Source organism: Pseudorhodoferax sp., assembly GCF_047601025.1.
Taxonomy (GTDB): domain Bacteria; phylum Pseudomonadota; class Gammaproteobacteria; order Burkholderiales; family Burkholderiaceae_C; genus Pseudorhodoferax.
On the sequence record NZ_JASGJZ010000001.1, the window covers coordinates 60,592 to 76,830 of the forward strand.

General features: G+C 70.3%; 16 protein-coding genes. 14 read left to right on the top strand and 2 right to left on the bottom strand.

What is annotated here, in order from left to right:
* The first annotated feature begins 27 nt into the window (after positions 1-27).
* The 6 genes from QM782_RS00295 (at position 28) to QM782_RS00320 (ending at position 6,006) form a co-directional block, all read left to right on the top strand.
* Positions 28-1,173, top strand: a complete 1,146-nt coding sequence (locus QM782_RS00295; RefSeq protein ID WP_415200943.1) for a PilT/PilU family type 4a pilus ATPase — start codon at positions 28-30, stop codon at positions 1,171-1,173.
* 7 nt (positions 1,174-1,180) lie between these two features.
* The gene (dapE, locus tag QM782_RS00300; protein ID WP_415200944.1) at positions 1,181-2,338 is read left to right on the top strand and encodes a succinyl-diaminopimelate desuccinylase; all 1,158 of its coding nucleotides are present in this window, start codon (positions 1,181-1,183) and stop codon (positions 2,336-2,338) included.
* Positions 2,335-3,207, top strand: a complete 873-nt coding sequence (gene prmB / locus QM782_RS00305) for a 50S ribosomal protein L3 N(5)-glutamine methyltransferase (RefSeq protein ID WP_415200945.1) — start codon at positions 2,335-2,337, stop codon at positions 3,205-3,207. The genes dapE and prmB overlap by 4 nt, the downstream gene beginning before the upstream one ends.
* Positions 3,204-5,147, top strand: coding sequence for an ABC-F family ATP-binding cassette domain-containing protein (locus QM782_RS00310; RefSeq protein WP_415200946.1), 1,944 nt, complete (start codon positions 3,204-3,206; stop codon positions 5,145-5,147). The genes prmB and QM782_RS00310 overlap by 4 nt, the downstream gene beginning before the upstream one ends.
* 63 nt (positions 5,148-5,210) lie before the next feature.
* Entirely contained in the window at positions 5,211-5,456 is a 246-nt protein-coding gene (locus QM782_RS00315; protein ID WP_415200947.1) for a GlsB/YeaQ/YmgE family stress response membrane protein, read from the top strand.
* A 16-nt stretch (positions 5,457-5,472) separates the two neighbouring features.
* Positions 5,473-6,006: a hypothetical protein gene (locus QM782_RS00320; RefSeq protein WP_415200948.1), complete on the top strand. Its 534-nt coding sequence runs from the start codon at positions 5,473-5,475 to the stop codon at positions 6,004-6,006.
* Here the strand turns inward: QM782_RS00320 and QM782_RS00325 are convergent.
* Together QM782_RS00325 and acs are read right to left on the bottom strand one after the other, a co-directional pair.
* Positions 5,987-6,262: a hypothetical protein gene (locus QM782_RS00325; protein ID WP_415200949.1), complete on the bottom strand. Its 276-nt coding sequence runs from the start codon at positions 6,260-6,262 to the stop codon at positions 5,987-5,989. The genes QM782_RS00320 and QM782_RS00325 overlap by 20 nt on opposite strands.
* Before the next feature lie 250 nt (positions 6,263-6,512).
* Positions 6,513-8,483 (bottom strand): acetate--CoA ligase, encoded by a 1,971-nt coding sequence (acs, locus tag QM782_RS00330; protein ID WP_415200950.1) that lies wholly within the window; start codon positions 8,481-8,483, stop codon positions 6,513-6,515.
* 198 nt (positions 8,484-8,681) lie between these two features.
* On the opposite strand from acs, the gene QM782_RS00335 reads away from it, so the two are divergent.
* The 8 genes from QM782_RS00335 to QM782_RS00370 all read left to right on the top strand — a co-directional run bounded on the left by QM782_RS00335 (position 8,682) and on the right by QM782_RS00370 (position 16,134).
* The gene (locus QM782_RS00335) at positions 8,682-10,667 is read left to right on the top strand and encodes a PAS-domain containing protein (protein WP_415200951.1); all 1,986 of its coding nucleotides are present in this window, start codon (positions 8,682-8,684) and stop codon (positions 10,665-10,667) included.
* The gene (locus tag QM782_RS00340) at positions 10,664-11,410 is read left to right on the top strand and encodes a response regulator transcription factor (RefSeq protein WP_415200952.1); all 747 of its coding nucleotides are present in this window, start codon (positions 10,664-10,666) and stop codon (positions 11,408-11,410) included. The genes QM782_RS00335 and QM782_RS00340 overlap by 4 nt, the downstream gene beginning before the upstream one ends.
* Before the next feature lie 98 nt (positions 11,411-11,508).
* Positions 11,509-11,817, top strand: a complete 309-nt coding sequence (locus QM782_RS00345; protein ID WP_415200953.1) for a DUF485 domain-containing protein — start codon at positions 11,509-11,511, stop codon at positions 11,815-11,817.
* The gene (locus QM782_RS00350; RefSeq protein ID WP_415200954.1) at positions 11,814-13,553 is read left to right on the top strand and encodes a cation acetate symporter; all 1,740 of its coding nucleotides are present in this window, start codon (positions 11,814-11,816) and stop codon (positions 13,551-13,553) included. The genes QM782_RS00345 and QM782_RS00350 overlap by 4 nt, the downstream gene beginning before the upstream one ends.
* A 126-nt stretch (positions 13,554-13,679) precedes the next feature.
* On the top strand, positions 13,680-14,036 hold the full coding sequence (locus QM782_RS00355; protein WP_415200955.1) for a hypothetical protein: 357 nt from the start codon (positions 13,680-13,682) through the stop codon (positions 14,034-14,036).
* Positions 14,023-14,256 (top strand): hypothetical protein, encoded by a 234-nt coding sequence (locus QM782_RS00360; protein ID WP_415200956.1) that lies wholly within the window; start codon positions 14,023-14,025, stop codon positions 14,254-14,256. The genes QM782_RS00355 and QM782_RS00360 overlap by 14 nt, the downstream gene beginning before the upstream one ends.
* Before the next feature lie 146 nt (positions 14,257-14,402).
* The gene (locus tag QM782_RS00365; RefSeq protein ID WP_415200957.1) at positions 14,403-15,416 is read left to right on the top strand and encodes an aldo/keto reductase; all 1,014 of its coding nucleotides are present in this window, start codon (positions 14,403-14,405) and stop codon (positions 15,414-15,416) included.
* 85 nt (positions 15,417-15,501) lie between these two features.
* Positions 15,502-16,134 carry a response regulator gene (locus tag QM782_RS00370; RefSeq protein WP_415200958.1) on the top strand — a complete coding sequence of 211 codons (633 nt, stop codon included), beginning with the start codon at positions 15,502-15,504 and terminating at the stop codon, positions 16,132-16,134.
* The last annotated feature ends 105 nt before the right edge of the window (positions 16,135-16,239 follow it).

Sequence of the window (16,239 nt, forward strand, 5' to 3'; positions counted from 1 at the left end):
GCCGAGCGCCCCCGCGCAGGACCGGACATGAGCACGATGGAACGCATCCTGCGCCTGATGCAGGAGAAAAAAGCCTCCGACCTGTTCCTGTCGGCCAACGCGCCGGCGCAGATCAAGATCAACGGGCTGACGGTCCCGATCAACAGCCAGCTGCTGCCGGTCGACGCACCGCGCAAGCTGCTGGCCGAGGTCGTGCCCGACGGCCAGCTCGACGAGCTGGACCGCACCGGCGAGCTGAACACCGCGATCTCCGTGAACGGCGTCGGGCGCTTTCGCATCAGCGCCATGCGCCAGCGCGGCAGCTGCGCCGTGGTCGCGCGCTACATCCACAGCGAGATCCCGCCGCTGGGATCGCTGCAGCTGCCCGCGGTGCTGGGCGAGCTGGTGCTGCGCCGGCGCGGCCTGCTGCTGGTGGTCGGCGCCACCGGCGCCGGCAAGACCACCACGCTGGCGGCCATGCTGGACCACCGCAACGAACGCCAGAGCGGCCACATCCTGACGATCGAGGAACCGATCGAGTTCCTGTTCCGCAACAAGAAGTCCATCGTCAACCAGCGCGAGGTCGGCACCGACACGCAGTCGCTGCAGCTGGCGCTGAAGAACGCGCTGCGCCAGGCGCCCGACGTGATCCTGATCGGCGAGATCCGCGACCGCGAGACCATGTCGGCCGCGCTCGCCTACGCGCAGACCGGCCACCTGTGCCTGGCCACGCTGCATGCCAACAACAGCTACCAGGCGCTGAACCGCATCCTGAACTTCTACCCGGTCGAGGTGCGCCCGACCATGCTGGGCGACCTCGCGGCCGCGCTGCAGGCCGTGGTCTCGCAGCGGCTGCTCCGCACGGCGCGCGGCGATCGCGTGCCGGCCGTGGAGGTCATGATGAACACGCGGCTGGTCGCCGAGATGATCGAACGCGGCGACTTCACCGGCGTCAAGGACGCCATGGAGAAGTCCATCGCCGAAGGCTCGCAGACCTTCGAGGCCGACATCGCCCGGCTGGTCATGGACGGCGTGGTCGACCGCCAGGAGGGGATGAGCCACGCCGATTCGGCCACCAACCTGCTGTGGCGGCTGCAGAACGACTTCACGTCCAAGGCCGTGGTGCCGGACCCGCCGCCCGAAGAAGACGACCAGCCCTCCTTCACCGAAATCACGCTCGACGTGAAATCCTGACCCTCCCATGCACGACACCCTGCGCCTGGCCGAGCAGCTGATCGCCCGGCCCTCCGTCACGCCCGACGACGCCGGCTGCCAGACCCTGATCGCCGAGCGGCTGGCACCGCACGGCTTCGCCTGCGAGCGCATCGTCAGCGGGCCGGACGACTTCCGCGTGACCAACCTGTGGGCCCGCCGCGCCGGCACGGACGCGGCGGGCCGCACGCTGGTCTTCGCCGGCCACACCGACGTGGTACCCACCGGCCCGCTGGCGCAATGGCGCAGCGACCCGTTCACGCCCACGCACCGCGACGGCCGGCTCTACGGCCGCGGCGCCAGCGACATGAAGACCTCGCTGGCCGCCTTCGTCGTCGCGGCCGAGGAGTTCCTGGCCGCCACGCCGGCGCCGGCCCTGTCGCTCGCGCTGCTGCTGACCAGCGACGAGGAAGGCCCGGCGCGCGACGGCACGGTCGTCGTCTGCGAGCGCCTGCGTGCGCGCGGCGAGCGGCTGGACTGGTGCATCGTCGGCGAGCCGACCTCGGTCGAGCGCACCGGCGACATGGTCAAGAACGGCCGCCGCGGCACCATGAGCGGCCGGCTCACGGTGCTGGGCATCCAGGGCCACATCGCCTACCCGCAGCTGGCGCGCAACCCGATCCACCAGGCCCTGCCGGCACTGGCCGAGCTCACCGCGACCGCGTGGGACCGGGGCAACGCGTTCTTCCCCGCGACCAGCCTGCAGATCAGCAACATCCACGGCGGCACCGGCGCCAGCAACGTGATTCCGGGCGAGGTGGTGATCGACTTCAACTTCCGCTTCTGCACCGAATCCACGGCCGAGGACCTGCAGCAGCGCGTGCGGCAGGTGCTGGACCGCCACGGCCTGGAGTACCGGCTGGACTGGACCGTCGGCGGCCTGCCGTTCCTGACCACGCCCGGCCCGCTGGTCGACGCCGTGCGCGACGCGATCGCGGCCGAGACTGGGCTCGCGACCGAGCTGTCCACGACGGGCGGCACCAGCGACGGACGCTTCATCGCCCGGATCTGCCCCGAAGTGATCGAACTCGGCCCGCCGAACGCGACCATCCACAAGATCGACGAGCACGTGGCCGTGGCCGACATCGAGCCGCTGAAGAACATCTACCGCGGCGTGCTGGAACGGCTGGACCGGTCGCTGCGGTGACGACGACCGTCCTGCAGCTCGTCGAGGCCGGCGCGGCACGGCTGGAGGCCGCCGGCGTCGCCTACGGCCACGGCACCACCAACGCCTTCGACGAGGCCGCCTGGCTGGTGCTGTGGCGCCTGGGCCTGCCGCTGGATGCGCTGGACGACGTGGCCGCGCGCCCCGTCGCGCCGGCCGAGCGGCAGGCGGTGGCCGCGCTGCTGGACGAGCGCATCGCCAGCCGCAAGCCCGCCGCCTACCTGACGCGCGAGGCCTGGCTGCAGGGCGTGCCGTTCTACGTGGACGAGCGGGCCATCGTGCCGCGCTCCTTCATCGCCGAGCTGCTGGCCGACGGCACGATCGACCCCTGGCTCGGCGAACACACGCGCCACGTGCTGGACCTGTGCACCGGCAACGGCAGCCTGGCGGTGCTGGCGGCGCTGGCCTGGCCCGAGGTGCAGGTCGATGCGGCCGACCTCTCGCCCGACGCGCTGGCCGTGGCCCGGATCAACGTCGAGCGCCACGGCCTGGCCGGACGCATCCGGCTGATCGCGTCCGACGGCCTGGCCGCCCTGGACCGCCGCTACGACCTGGTGCTGTGCAACCCGCCCTACGTGAACCACGCCAGCATGCAGGCCCTGCCGCCGGAGTACCGCGCCGAACCGGCGCTGGCGCTGGACGGCGGCGCCGACGGCATGGACTTCGTCCGCGGCCTGCTGGCCGGCCTGCCGGCGCGGCTGTCGCCGCATGGCGTGCTGGTGCTGGAGATCGGCCACGAGCGCGCGCACTTCGAGGCGGCGTTCCCGTCGCTCCAAGCCGTCTGGCTGGAGACCAGCGCCGGCGCAGACCAGGTGCTGCTGCTCACGGCCGAAGCCCTCTGCTCCCCATGATCATCCTGAAGAACCTCGTCCTGCGCCGCGGGACCAAGGTGCTGCTCGACGGCGCCTCCACCGTCGTCAATCCCGGCGAGAAGGTCGGCCTGGTCGGCCGCAACGGCGCCGGCAAGTCCAGCCTGTTCGCGCTGCTGAACGGCAGCCTGCACGAGGACGCCGGCGAGTTCTCGGTGCCGCCGCAGTGGCGGCTGGCCCAGGTCGCACAGGACATGCCCGAGACCGACCAGGGCGCCACGGACTTCGTGGTCGAGGGCGACACCGTGCTGCTGGCCGCGCGCCAGCAGGTGGCCGCGACCGAGGCCAGCGGCGACGGCGAGCGCATGGCCCACGCGTACATGGAGCTGCACGACGCCGGCGAGCACGACGCCCGGGCGCGCGCCCAGGCGCTGATCCTGGGCCTGGGCTTCGCCGCGACGCAGCTGGACAACGCGGTGGACAGCTTCTCCGGCGGCTGGCGCATGCGGCTGCAGCTGGCGCGCGCGCTGATGTGCCCGTCGGACCTGATGCTGCTGGACGAGCCCACCAACCACCTGGACCTGGACGCCCTGGTCTGGCTGGAATCCTGGCTGCAGCGCTACGCCGGCACGCTGCTGGTGATCAGCCACGACCGCGAGTTCCTGGACGCCGTGACCGGCGTGACGCTGCACATCGAGCATGGCCAGTTGAACCGCTACGGCGGCAACTACAGCCGCTTCGAGGACATGCGCGCCGAGCAGATGGAGCAGCAGCAGGCTGCCTACGCGCGCCAGCAGGAGCGGATCGCCCACCTGCAGAAGTTCATCGACCGCTTCAAGGCCAAGGCCACTAAGGCCAGGCAGGCGCAGAGCCGCGTCAAGGCGCTGGCCCGCATGGAACGCGTGGCGCCGCTGCTGGCCGAGGCCGACTTCAGCTTCGAGTTCCAGGAACCGGCCAACCTGCCGAACCCCATGCTGTCCATGCGCGACGTGGACTTCGGCTACCCGCCCGCCGCCGACGGCATGCCGCCGACCGTGATCGTGCGCGGCGTCGGCAGGTCGGTGCTGGCCGGCCAGCGCATCGGCATCCTGGGCGCCAACGGCCAGGGCAAGTCCACCGTGGTCAAGACCGTGGCGCGCGCGCTGGCGCCGATCGCCGGCACCATCACCGAGGGCAAGGGGCTGAACATCGGCTACTTCGCCCAGCAGGAACTGGACGTGCTGCGCCCGGACGACAACCCGCTGGAACACATGGTCCGCCTGGCGCGCGACAGCGAGGCGGCCGGCCGGCTGAGCGGCCAGGCCACGCGCGAGCAGGACCTGCGCGGCTTTCTCGGCAGCTTCAACTTCGGCGGCGACATGGTGCACCAGGCCGTCGGCAGCATGAGCGGCGGCGAGAAGGCCCGCCTGGTGCTGTGCATGCTGGTCTGGCAGCGCCCCAACCTGCTGCTGCTGGACGAGCCGACCAACCACCTGGACCTGGCCACGCGCGAGGCGCTGTCCATCGCGCTGAACGAATTCGAGGGCACGGTCATGCTGGTCAGCCACGACCGGGCGCTGCTGCGTGCCGTCTGCGACGAGTTCTGGCTGGTCGCCCGCGGTGGCATCAGCCCGTTCGACGGCGACCTGGACGATTACCAGCGCTATTTGCTGGAGGAAGCCCGGCGCCAGCGCGAGGCGCTCAAGCCCGCGGCCGCGTCGGCGGCTCCTGCGGCATCGGCCGGCGCGCAGCGCCGCCACGAGGCCCAGCGGCGCCAGGAGCAGGCCGCGGCGCTGCGCCCGTTGCGCCGCAAGGTCGAGCAGCTGGACCGCAGCATGGCCGCGCTGATCGCGGAGAAGACCGGGCTGGAACAGCGGTTGTCGGAACCGCTGCCGCCCACGGCCCTGGCCGAGGCCGGCCGGCGGCTCAAGCAGATCGGCGAGGAACTGGCGGCCCAGGAAGAAGAATGGCTTCTTCTGTCGGAACGACTGGAAGCTTCCTGACAGATCTGTCAGGCGGGTTCGGCTACAGTGGCCGGCACAACCAACTTTCCGGAAAGCGCAACCATGTCACTGATCGGCACCATCATCGTCGGCTTCATCGTGGGCCTGCTGGCCCGGGCCCTCAAGCCCGGCGACGACAAGCTCGGCATCGTCATGACCTCCATCCTCGGCATCGCGGGCTCGCTGCTGGCCGGCTGGGCCGGGCAGAAGATGGGCTGGTACGCGCCAGGCGCGCCGGCGGGATGGATCGCCTCCATCATCGGCGCCATCGTGCTGCTGATCATCTACGGCATGGTCAAGGGCAAGTAATTCGCCGGACGCCGCCATGCCGAGCGCGCTGCAGCTGGCCGGCGGCGATCCCCGCCTCGTCGCAGCCGTGCGCCGCGCGCGCCGGCTGCTGCACCGCAAGGCCCTGCTGGCCGCCGCGGCCAGCGCCGTCCCGCTGCCGGGCGTGGACTTCGCGACGGACGCCGCGGTGCTGGTGCGCATGATCCCGGCGATGAACGCCGAGTTCGGCCTCACGCCCGAACAGATCGCCCGGCTGGAGCCGGCGCAGCGCGAAGCCGTGCGCAAGGCGGTGGAGCTGGTTGGCTCGCTGCTGGTCGGGAAATTCATCACGCGCGACCTGGTGCTGCGGGCCGCCAAGACCGTGGGGCTGCGGATGACGGCCAGGCAGGCGTCCAAGTACGTGCCGCTGGCCGGCCAGGTCCTCGCGGCGGCGATCGGCTACGGCTCGATCCGCCTGCTGGGCGAACAGCACCTGAAGGACTGCGTGCGCGTGGCACGCGATGCGCAATTGCTGCTGCCCGCGCCCTCGGATACGCCGAAGGCCCCGGGGCTCAGTGCCGGAACGGCTTGAGGTCCAGCCAGATCGTGTAGACCACGCGGTCCCCCCGGGCCTCGGCATCCTGCGGTGCGATGCGTGCGCCGCACACGCTGGTCTGCCCGGGCCGGCTCTCGTAGGCCAGCCGGCGCTGGAAGCGCGTTCCATCGCCATCGTGCAGAAACCCCACGCGGTGCCCGGCCACGCGCACCTCGACCGGCTCGCCGACGTTGCGCGTGGCGTGCAGCGTGGCCTCGCACTGGCCACCCTGCTCGGCCAGCGCGCGCTTCAAGGCAGGCTGGTAGCCCTCGGTCCCCGCGACCGGAAAGTCGAAGAGACCCAGTTCCGGCCAACGGTGCAACTCTGCCGGCGTGGAGCCGCCGGCGCGCGGACGCATTCCTGGATGTGATGACATGACGGAGTGGACATGGGCCGCAGGACGGGGCGGTCCGCCCCGCCCCCTGAGGCGGCGATGGCTCCGGTTTTAGCGGATTCGGCGGCGCTTGTCCAAGGACTCAGGTCAATGGACAAGCACACTGCCCTCAGTTGGACTGCGCCAGCTGCTCCAGGATCGCCGGGTTCTCCAGCGTCGAGGTGTCCTGCGTGATCTCCTCGCCCTTGGCGATGGAACGCAGCAGGCGGCGCATGATCTTGCCCGAGCGCGTCTTGGGCAGGTTGTCGCCGAAGCGGATGTCCTTGGGCTTGGCGATCGGGCCGATCTCCTTGGCCACCCAGTCGCGCAGTTCCTTGGCGATCTGCTTGGCCTCCTCGCCGTGCGGGCGTGGGCGCTTGAGCACGACGAAGGCGCAGACCGCCTCGCCGGTGGTCTCGTCGGGCCGGCCGACCACGGCGGCCTCGGCCACCAGGTCGGTCTTGGCGACCAGGGCCGACTCGATCTCCATCGTGCCCATGCGGTGGCCCGAGACGTTCAGCACGTCGTCGATGCGGCCGGTGATCGTGAAGTAGCCCGTCTTGGCATCGCGGATCGCACCGTCGCCGGCCAGGTAGTAGCCCTTCAGCTCCGCCGGGTAGTAGCTCTTCTTGAAGCGCTCGGGGTCGCCCCAGATCGTGCGGATCATGCTCGGCCAGGGACGCTTGACGACGAGGATGCCGCCCTGTCCGTTCGGCACGTCGTTGCCGGTCTCGTCGACGATGGCCGCGGCGATGCCGGGGAACGGCAGCGTGCAGGAACCCGGCACCAGGTCGGTGGCGCCCGGCAGCGGCGTGATCATGTGGCTGCCGGTTTCCGTCTGCCAGAAGGTGTCCACGATCGGGCAGCGGCCGCCGCCCACGTGCCGGTGGTACCACTCCCAGGCGGCCGGGTTGATCGGCTCGCCCACCGAACCCAGGATGCGCAGGCTGGACAGGTCGTACTGCCGGGGGTGCACATCGTCGTTGCCCTCGGCGGCCTTGATCAGCGAGCGGATCGCCGTGGGCGCCGTGTAGAACACCGTGACCTTGTGGTCCTGGATCATCTTCCAGAAGCGGCCGGCGTCCGGATAGGTGGGCACGCCCTCGAACACGATCTCGGTCGCGCCCAGCGCCAGCGGGCCGTAGGTGATGTAGCTGTGGCCGGTGACCCAGCCGATGTCGGCCGTGCACCAGAACACGTCGTCGTCCTTCAGGTCGAAGGTCCAGCGCGTCGTCAGCGCCGCCTGCAGCAGGTAGCCGCCGGTGGAATGCTGCACGCCCTTGGGCTTGCCAGTGGAGCCGGAGGTGTAGAGCAGGAACAGCGGGTGCTCGGCCTCCACCCACTCGGGCTCACAGGTGGTCGGCTGGCCTTCGGTCAGCTCGTCCATCCACAGGTCGCGCGGCGCCTGGAACGGCACCGCCCCGCCGGTGCGGCGCACCACCAGCACGTTGCGCACGCTCTCGCAGCCGCCCAGGCCGATGGCCTCGTCCACGATGGCCTTCAGCGGCAGCTGCTTGCCGCCGCGCACCTGCTGGTCGGCCGTGACCACGAGGGAGGCGCCGGTGTCGGCGATGCGGTCGCGCAGCGCATGGGCCGAGAAGCCGCCGAACACCACCGAATGGATCGCGCCGATGCGCGCGCAGGCCTGCATGGCCGCCACGCCGTCGATCGACATCGAGATGTAGATGGCGACGCGGTCGCCCTTCTTGACGCCGAGCGAGCGCATCGCATTGGCGATGCGGCAGGTGCGCTCCAGCAGTTCCTGGTAGCTGACCTTGGTGACCTGGCCGTCGTCGGCCTCGAAGATCAGCGCGGTCTTGTTCCCCAGGCCGCACTCGACGTTGCGGTCCAGGCAGTTGTACGAGACGTTCAGCTGCCCGTCGGCGAACCACTTGTAGAACGGGGCGTCGCTGGCATCGAGCACCTGCGTGAACGGCTTCTTCCAGCTGACGAACTCGCGTGCCAGCCGGCCCCAGTAGGCCTCGGGATCGGCCTCGGCCTCGGCCACCAGCGCGTCGTACGCCGCGCGGCCTGCCACGTGGGCATCGCGGGCCAGTTGCTCCGGCGGGGGATACAGGTGGGTGGCGGTCTGTTCGGTCATGTCGTCTCCTGCAGCGTTAGGCACAAAAGGGCGCGGCCGGCGACGCCCATCGGCGGCGATTGCACCACATCGCCAGCGGTTCGTGGCGCTAGGATCGCCCATGAACGTTGCACGACCGTGCTCCAACATTAACAAATGTTTGCAGCGTGACAGCCCCTGCGGTGGGCGTTACGCTCGGCATACAGCCCCGCGCCATCCATGAATCCTGTCCACACGCCGTCGGACGCGAGCGCCCTGCCCCCGCTGGAGCGCTACCACTCGCTGCAGACCGGCCTGGACCTGCTGGACCAGGGCCTGTCGATCTTCGACCGCGATCTGCGGCTGGTCGCCTGGAACCGGGCCTACCTGCGGCTGCTGGATTTCCCGGACCGCATGGGCTTCGCCGGCGCATCGTTCGAGAGTTTCATCCGCTACAACGCGTGCCGGGGCGAGTACGGCCCCGGCGACCCGGAGCAGCTGGTGGCCGAGCGCGTGCGCGCCGCACGCACCTTCGAGCCGCACGAGATCGAACGTGTCCGCCCCAACGGGCGGGTGCTGCACATCCGCGGCGAGCCGGTGCCCGGCCACGGCTTCGTCACCCTGTATTCGGACGTGACGCTGCAGCGCCAGGCCGAGGCCACGATCCGCGCCCAGAACAACGAGTTGGAGGCGCGCGTGGCGGCACGCACGGCCGAGCTGCAGCGCAGCGAGAAGCGCGTGCGCCTGGTGATGGACTCGATCCCGGCGCTGGTGGGCTTCTTCGACGCCGACCGCGTCTACCGCTACCTGAACCGCGGCTACCACGACTGGTTCCACGTCGACACGCAGCAGCCGGCGCGGGCCAGCGCGCGTGCGTTCCTGGGCGAGGCGGTCTATGCCGTGGTGCGCCCGCGCGTGCTGCGCGCGCTGCGCGGCCAAGCGCAGAGCTTCGAATACGAGCTGCGCACCCGCCAGGGCGAGCAGCGCATGGTGCGGACCTCGCTGGTGCCCGAGCGCACGCCCGACGGCCTGGTGACCGGCTGCTTCGAGCTGACCTTCGACATCACCGAGGAGCGCCGCACCCAGGTGCTGCTGGCGCGCGCGCACAAGCTGGAATCGCTGACGCACCTGACCGGCGGCCTGGCGCACGACTTCAACAACATCCTGACCGTGGTCATCGGCAACCTGGCGGCCATGGCCGAGGCCCGCGCCGGCGACGAGGCCACGCGCGAGTACGTGCTGCCGGCGCTGGGCGCGGCGCGGCGCGGCGCCGACCTGGTCAAGGGCCTGCTGAGCTTCGCCCGGCGCCAGCCGCTGGAGGCGCAGTCGGTCAGCGTCGGCGCGCTGCTGGAGACCGTGGCCGGGCTGGTGCGGCGCGTGCTGCCCGAATCGCTGGCGCTGGAGATCGACGCCGGCAGCGCGCCGCTGTGGACCTGGATCGACGCCACGCTGCTGGAGCAGGCCCTGATCAACATGGTGCTGAACGCGCGCGACGCCTGCGAGGCCAAGGGCCGCGGCGGCCGCATCCGCCTGCACGCCCGTGCCACCCGCATCGACGCCCAGGCCGCCACGCCGCTGCAGCTGTCGCCCGGCGATGCGATCCGCATCGACGTGGAGGACGACGGCATCGGCATGGACGCCTACACCCAGGCGCACCTGTTCGAGCCCTTCTTCACGACCAAGCGGCCCGGCCGCGGCACCGGCCTGGGCATGGCCGTGGTCTACGGATTCATCAAGCAGTCCGGCGGCGCGGTGGACGTGCACAGCACGCCCGGCGAGGGCACCACCCTGTCGGTCTGGCTGCCGGCGGCGCAGCCGCCTGCCGAGGCACCGCACGAGGAACCGGGCAGCCCCGGCGCACCGGGACGCGAACGCGGCCTGGCGCTGCTGGTCGACGACGACGCGCAGGTGCGCCGCGTCGTGCGGCGCCACCTGCTGGAGCTGGGCTACGTCGTGCTGGAGGCCGAGCAGCCGCAGGAAGCCGGCAAGCTGCTGGCCGCCACGCCCAACATCTCGCTGCTGCTGACCGACCTGGTCATGGCCGGCCCGCTGGATGGGGTGGAACTGGCCCGCACGGCGCGCGAGGGCCGCCAGGCGCAGGCGATCGTGATCATGACCGGCAACGTGCCGGACGACTGGCCGAGCGCGCCCGGCAGCCCGCTGCTGCGCAAGCCGTTCACGACCGAGCAGCTCGCCGCCGCCATCGAACAAGGGAGACTGACGTGAGTACAGAAATGCAACACCGCGCCGGCAACGACGCGAGCGCGCCGCCGGCGCTGGTCTACGTGATCGAGGACGACGCCGACGTCGCCGCGCTGGTGCTGGGCACGCTGCGCGAATTCGGCTTCGCCTGCGAGGTGTTCTCCACCGGCGGCGCCGTGCTGCGCCGGCTGCAGTACGAAAAGCCCGACCTGTGCATCGTCGACCTGGGCCTGCCCGACATGGACGGCCTGGACCTGATGCGCCGCATCACCGCCGGCTCCAGCGCCGGCGTGCTGATCCTCACCGGGCGCGGCCACACGGCCGACCGCGTGATGGGCCTGGAGCTGGGCGGCGACGACTACGTGACCAAGCCGTTCGAGTCGCGCGAGCTGGTCGCGCGCGTGCGCAGCATCCTGCGCCGGCGCAGCGCCGCCTCCGGCACGGCGCCGGGCCAGCGCCGCTACGCCAGCTTCCTCGGCTGGCGCATCGACTGCGCGGCCAACGTGCTGCGCGCGCCCGACGGCAGCGAGCACCTGCTGGGCACGGCCGAGACCCAGGTGCTGCGCTGCTTCGTCGAGCGGCCGCACCAGATCCTCACGCGCGAGCAGCTGATGGGCGAGCGCGACCTTCTGCCCACCAACCGCAGCATCGACGTGCGCATCTCCCGCCTGCGCCGCAAGATCGAGGCCGACCCGCACGAGCCGGCCATCATCAAGACCGTCTACGGCGCCGGCTACCTGTTCGCGGCCGACGTCAGTTGGGAGTAAGCCCGCTTTTCACGTTTTTGTGACGAATGGTTGCGAAACCGCCTCAGGGGGCAGCGCCGCAACGAAGATCGCGCCGCCTTCACTTCCCGGAGACAAGCATGCGCGATCCCGTGGTGGACAAGATCCAATCCCACCCCAAATACCAGGCGCTCAGGCGCAAACGCAACCGCTTCGGCTGGACGTTGACGATCCTGATGCTGATCGTCTACTACGGCTACATCGGCCTGATCGCCTTCGACAAGCCGTTCCTGGCCAAGCCGCTGGGCAACGGCGTGACGACCATCGGCATCCCGCTCGGCCTGGGCGTCATCGTCTTCACCATCGTCATCACGCTGATCTACATCCGCCGCGCCAACGGCGAGTTCGACCGCGACACCGCCGAGATCCTGAAGGACGCCACCAAATGAGCACGCGCCGCACTCCCCTGTTCCAACTGGCCGCCGGCCTGCTGCTGGCCGGCGCGGCCGGCGCGGCCATGGCCGCCGGCGGCGACGTCGGCCAGGTGGCCAAGCAGCCGACCAACTGGATCGCGATCGGCATGTTCGCGGTCTTCGTGCTGGCCACGCTCTACATCACCAAATGGGCGGCCGGGCGCACCAAGTCCGCGGCCGACTTCTACACCGCCGGCGGCGGCATCACGGGCTTCCAGAACGGCCTGGCGATCGCGGGCGACTACATGTCGGCGGCCTCGTTCCTGGGCATCTCGGCGGCCGTGATGGCCACCGGCTACGACGGGCTGATCTACTCGATCGGCTTCCTCGTGGGCTGGCCGATCCTGACCTTCCTGATGGCCGAGCGGCTGCGCAACCTGGGCAAGTTCACCTTCGCCGACGTGGCCGGCTACCGCTTCAAGCCCGGCCCGATCCGCGCGTTCGCGGCCTCGGGCACGCTGGTGGTCGTGGCCTTCTACCTGATCGCGCAGATGGTCGGCGCCGGCCAGCTGATCAAGCTGCTGTTCGGCCTGGACTACTGGGTCGCGGTGGTGATCGTCGGCGTGCTGATGATGGTCTACGTGCTGTTCGGCGGCATGACGGCCACGACCTGGGTGCAGATCATCAAGGCCTGCCTGCTGCTGGCCGGCGTGACCTTCATGGCCCTGATGGTGCTGGCGCAGTTCGGCTTCTCGCCGGAGGCGCTGTTCGCCAAGTCGGTCGAGGTGCGCACGCAGTTCGCGGCCAACAGCGGCAAGACACCCGAGCAGGCGGCCGCGGCCGGCCTGTCCATCATGGGCCCGGGCGGCTTCGTGAAGGACCCGATCTCCGCCATCTCCTTCGGCATGGCGCTGATGTTCGGCACGGCCGGGCTGCCGCACATCCTGATGCGCTTCTTCACCGTGCCCGACGCCAAGGAAGCGCGCAAGTCGGTCGGCTGGGCCACGGTCTGGATCGGCTACTTCTACCTGCTGATCTTCATCATCGGCTTCGGCGCGATCACGCTGGTGCTGACCAACCCCGAGTTCGCCGACACCGTCACGGGCGTGATCCACGGCGGCGCCGGCGCCTCCAACATGGCGGCCGTGCTGGTGGCCAAGTCGGTCGGCGGCAACGTGTTCTACGGCTTCATCTCGGCCGTGGCCTTCGCGACCATCCTGGCGGTGGTGGCGGGGCTCACGCTGTCGGGTGCCTCGGCCGTCTCGCACGACCTGTACGCCACGCTGTTCAAGCACGGCAAGGCCGACAGCGCGGCCGAGCTGCGCGTCTCGCGCATCACCACGGTGGCGCTGGGCATCGTCGCGGTGCTGCTGGGCATCGCCTTCGAGAAGCAGAACATCGCGTTCATGGTCTCGCTGGCCTTCGCGGTGGCGGCCTCGGCCAACTTCCCGGTGCTGTTCCTGTCCATCATCTGGAAGGACTGCACGACGCGCGGCGCGGTGATCGGCGGCTTCCTGGGCCTGATCTCCTCGGTCGTGCTGACGGTGCTGTCGCCGTCGGTGTGGGAGGCTACGCTGGGCCACCCGGCCGGCTCGGCGCCGTTCCCGTACACCTCGCCGGCGCTGTTCTCGATGCTCATCGGCTTCGTCGGCATCTGGCTGTTCTCGGTCACCGACCGTAGCCACCAGGCCGAGCAGGAGCGCGCTGTGTTCCCGGCGCAGCAGGTACGTTCGGAAACCGGCCTGGGCGCGTCGGCAGCCTCCTCGCACTGACCGGCACTGTCCCCTCGCGCCGCCCTGTCAGGCCGCCTCGCCGGCCGGACAGGGCGGCGCGCGCACGTTGGCGCCTCCCAAACCGGCGGTCTTGCAATCGCCGCCTGCCATCACCATCTGGCAGGCATGAAAGCCCTGCAAGCCCCCACTTTCCAGCACCCGGAACTTCTGCCGCTGCGCGTCCTGGCTGCGCTGCTGGACCGGCTGGAGCACAGCACGGTCCCCGTCGACCCCGGCCAGTACGCCAGCGTGGTGCGCCGCCTCGAACAGGCGCTGCGCGACGCGAAACCAAGCGATGCACTGCGGGATTTGCTGGCCGCCCATCCAGCGGCCTCCGAGTTGTACGAAAATACGCAGTACGAGGTCGCTGGCCTGTGCCGCTCGCCGCTGGAAGCATCCGTGGCAGCCGAGCAAGCCGCCAGGACCATGATCCAGCGCGCAATGCACACACCCAGGGAGAGTTCCGCCGATGGCCAAAGCTGAAGTGAAAACCGCAATCTTGGCCGACGGGCTGCGCTACAAGACCAAGGTCTCCGGTTCGCCCTTCACTGCCGGGACATCGATGGGCGGGTCCACGATGTCCTGCTTCCTGTGCGGCAAGCACCGCCTGCGGTCGCAGCTCGGTACCCGCAAGGTGATCGGCAAGTCCCAGGCCGTCTGCGCCCCGTCCTGCAAGGAACTGGACGCGATGCTCGCGCGCTGAGCGTCGTCGGCCCGGCCATCTGACAACTTTGCGAAGCCCTCGGCCGCCGATGCGCGGCCGAGGGCTTTCTTGCGTGCCTTGAGCCCGGGGCCGCCGGCCGGCGCTAGCATGGCCTCCCGCGCCACGCCATCCGAAAGCTCCATCCCATGCAATACCGCCCGCTCGGCAAGAGTCCCCTGAAGGTGTCCGCCCTGTGCCTCGGAACCATGATGTTCGGCGACCAGACGCCGCTGGCGGAGGCCACCGAGATCGTGGCCCACGCCCAGGACCAGGGCGTGAACTTCCTCGACACGGCCGACGTCTACACGCGCGGCGCCTCGGAGGAAATGCTGGGCACCATCCTCGCCGCGCGCCGCCACGACTGGATCGTCGCGACCAAGCTCGGCAACCAGATGGCCGACGCGCCGAACCACGGCCGGTACTCGCGCCGCTGGGTGCTGGCCGCGGCCGAGGCCAGCCTGCGCCGGCTGGCGACCGACCACATCGACATCTACTACCTGCACCGCGACTTCGAGGGCATGGACCTGGAAGAGCCGCTGCGCGCGCTCGACCAGTTGCTGCGCGACGGCAAGATCCGCTACTGGGGCCTGTCGAACTTCCGCGGCTGGCGCATCGCCGAGGCGGTGCACCTGGCGGCGCGGCTCAACATGCCCGGCCCCGCCGTCGTGCAGCCCTACTACAACCTGCTGAACCGCATGCCCGAGGTCGAGATCCTGCCGGCCTGCCGCCACCATGGCCTGGGCGTGGTGCCCTACAGCCCGGCCGCGCGCGGCATCCTGTCGGGCAAGTACCTGCCGGGCCAGGCGCCGGCCCCGGACAGCCGCGTCGGCCGTGGCGACCCGCGCGTGCTGCAGACCGAGTTCCGCGAGGAGTCGCTGCGCATCGCCCAGGAACTGCAGGGCCATGCCCGGGCCCAGGGCCTGACACTGGCGCAGTTCGCCACCCGCTGGGTGCTCGGCAGCGGCGTGGTGTCCTCGGTCATCGCCGGGCCGCGCACGCTGGCGCAGTGGCTGGACTACCTGCCCGCGCAGGAAGGCGCCATGACCGCCGAGGACGAGGCGCTGATCGACCGCCTGGTGCCGCCGGGCCATCCCTCGACACCGGGCTACACCGACCCGAACTACCCGGCCTTGGGACGCCACGCCCGCGCCATCGGCTGAAATTGGGCCGCTGTCCTACAGACGCTTCCAGGCCCCCGGGCCACACTGCCAGCCAGCAAAAACACGTCTTGTCGGAAAGGCCCAGATGATCAAAGTCGGCATCGTCGATGACCACGCCATCGTTCGCTCCGGTCTGCGGCAGTTCTTCTCGGACCATGTGGATCTGCGCGTGGTCGGCGAAGCCGCCAGTGGCCGCGAAGCCATCGACCTGGTGCGCAACACCGAGATGGACGTGCTGCTGATGGACCTGTCCATGCCCGGCCAGACCGGCATCGACGTGCTCGCGATGATCCGCGCCAAGGCGCCGGACCTCGGCATCCTGATCCTGTCGGGCTACCCCGAAGAGCACTACGCGATGAACCTGATCCGCCAGGGCGCGAGCGGCTACCTGAACAAGGAATGCGATCCGATGGAGATCGTGAACGCCATCCGCACCGTGGCCATGGGCCGGCGCTACATCACGCCGACGGTGGCCGAACTGCTGGCCCAGCAGATCAACCGCAAGGGCGACGAGGCGCCGCACGAGCAGCTCTCCGAACGCGAGTTCCAGGTGTTCCTGAAGCTGGCCAAGGGCGAGACGGCCGGCGACATCGCCAAGACCTTGTCGCTGAGCGTGAAGACCGTCAGCACCTACCGCACGCGGCTGATGGAAAAGCTCAACCTGAACTCCAACAGCGACCTGACCTACTACGCGCTGAAGAACAAGCTGATCGATTGAACGGGCGCGCTGCGGGCAGCGTTCCGTTCGCATCCGCCCGCAGCGCCGTCCTGCATCGGTCGCGGCGCGGGCCCAGCCGCCGATGCGTCCACGCGGGCTGCCTTC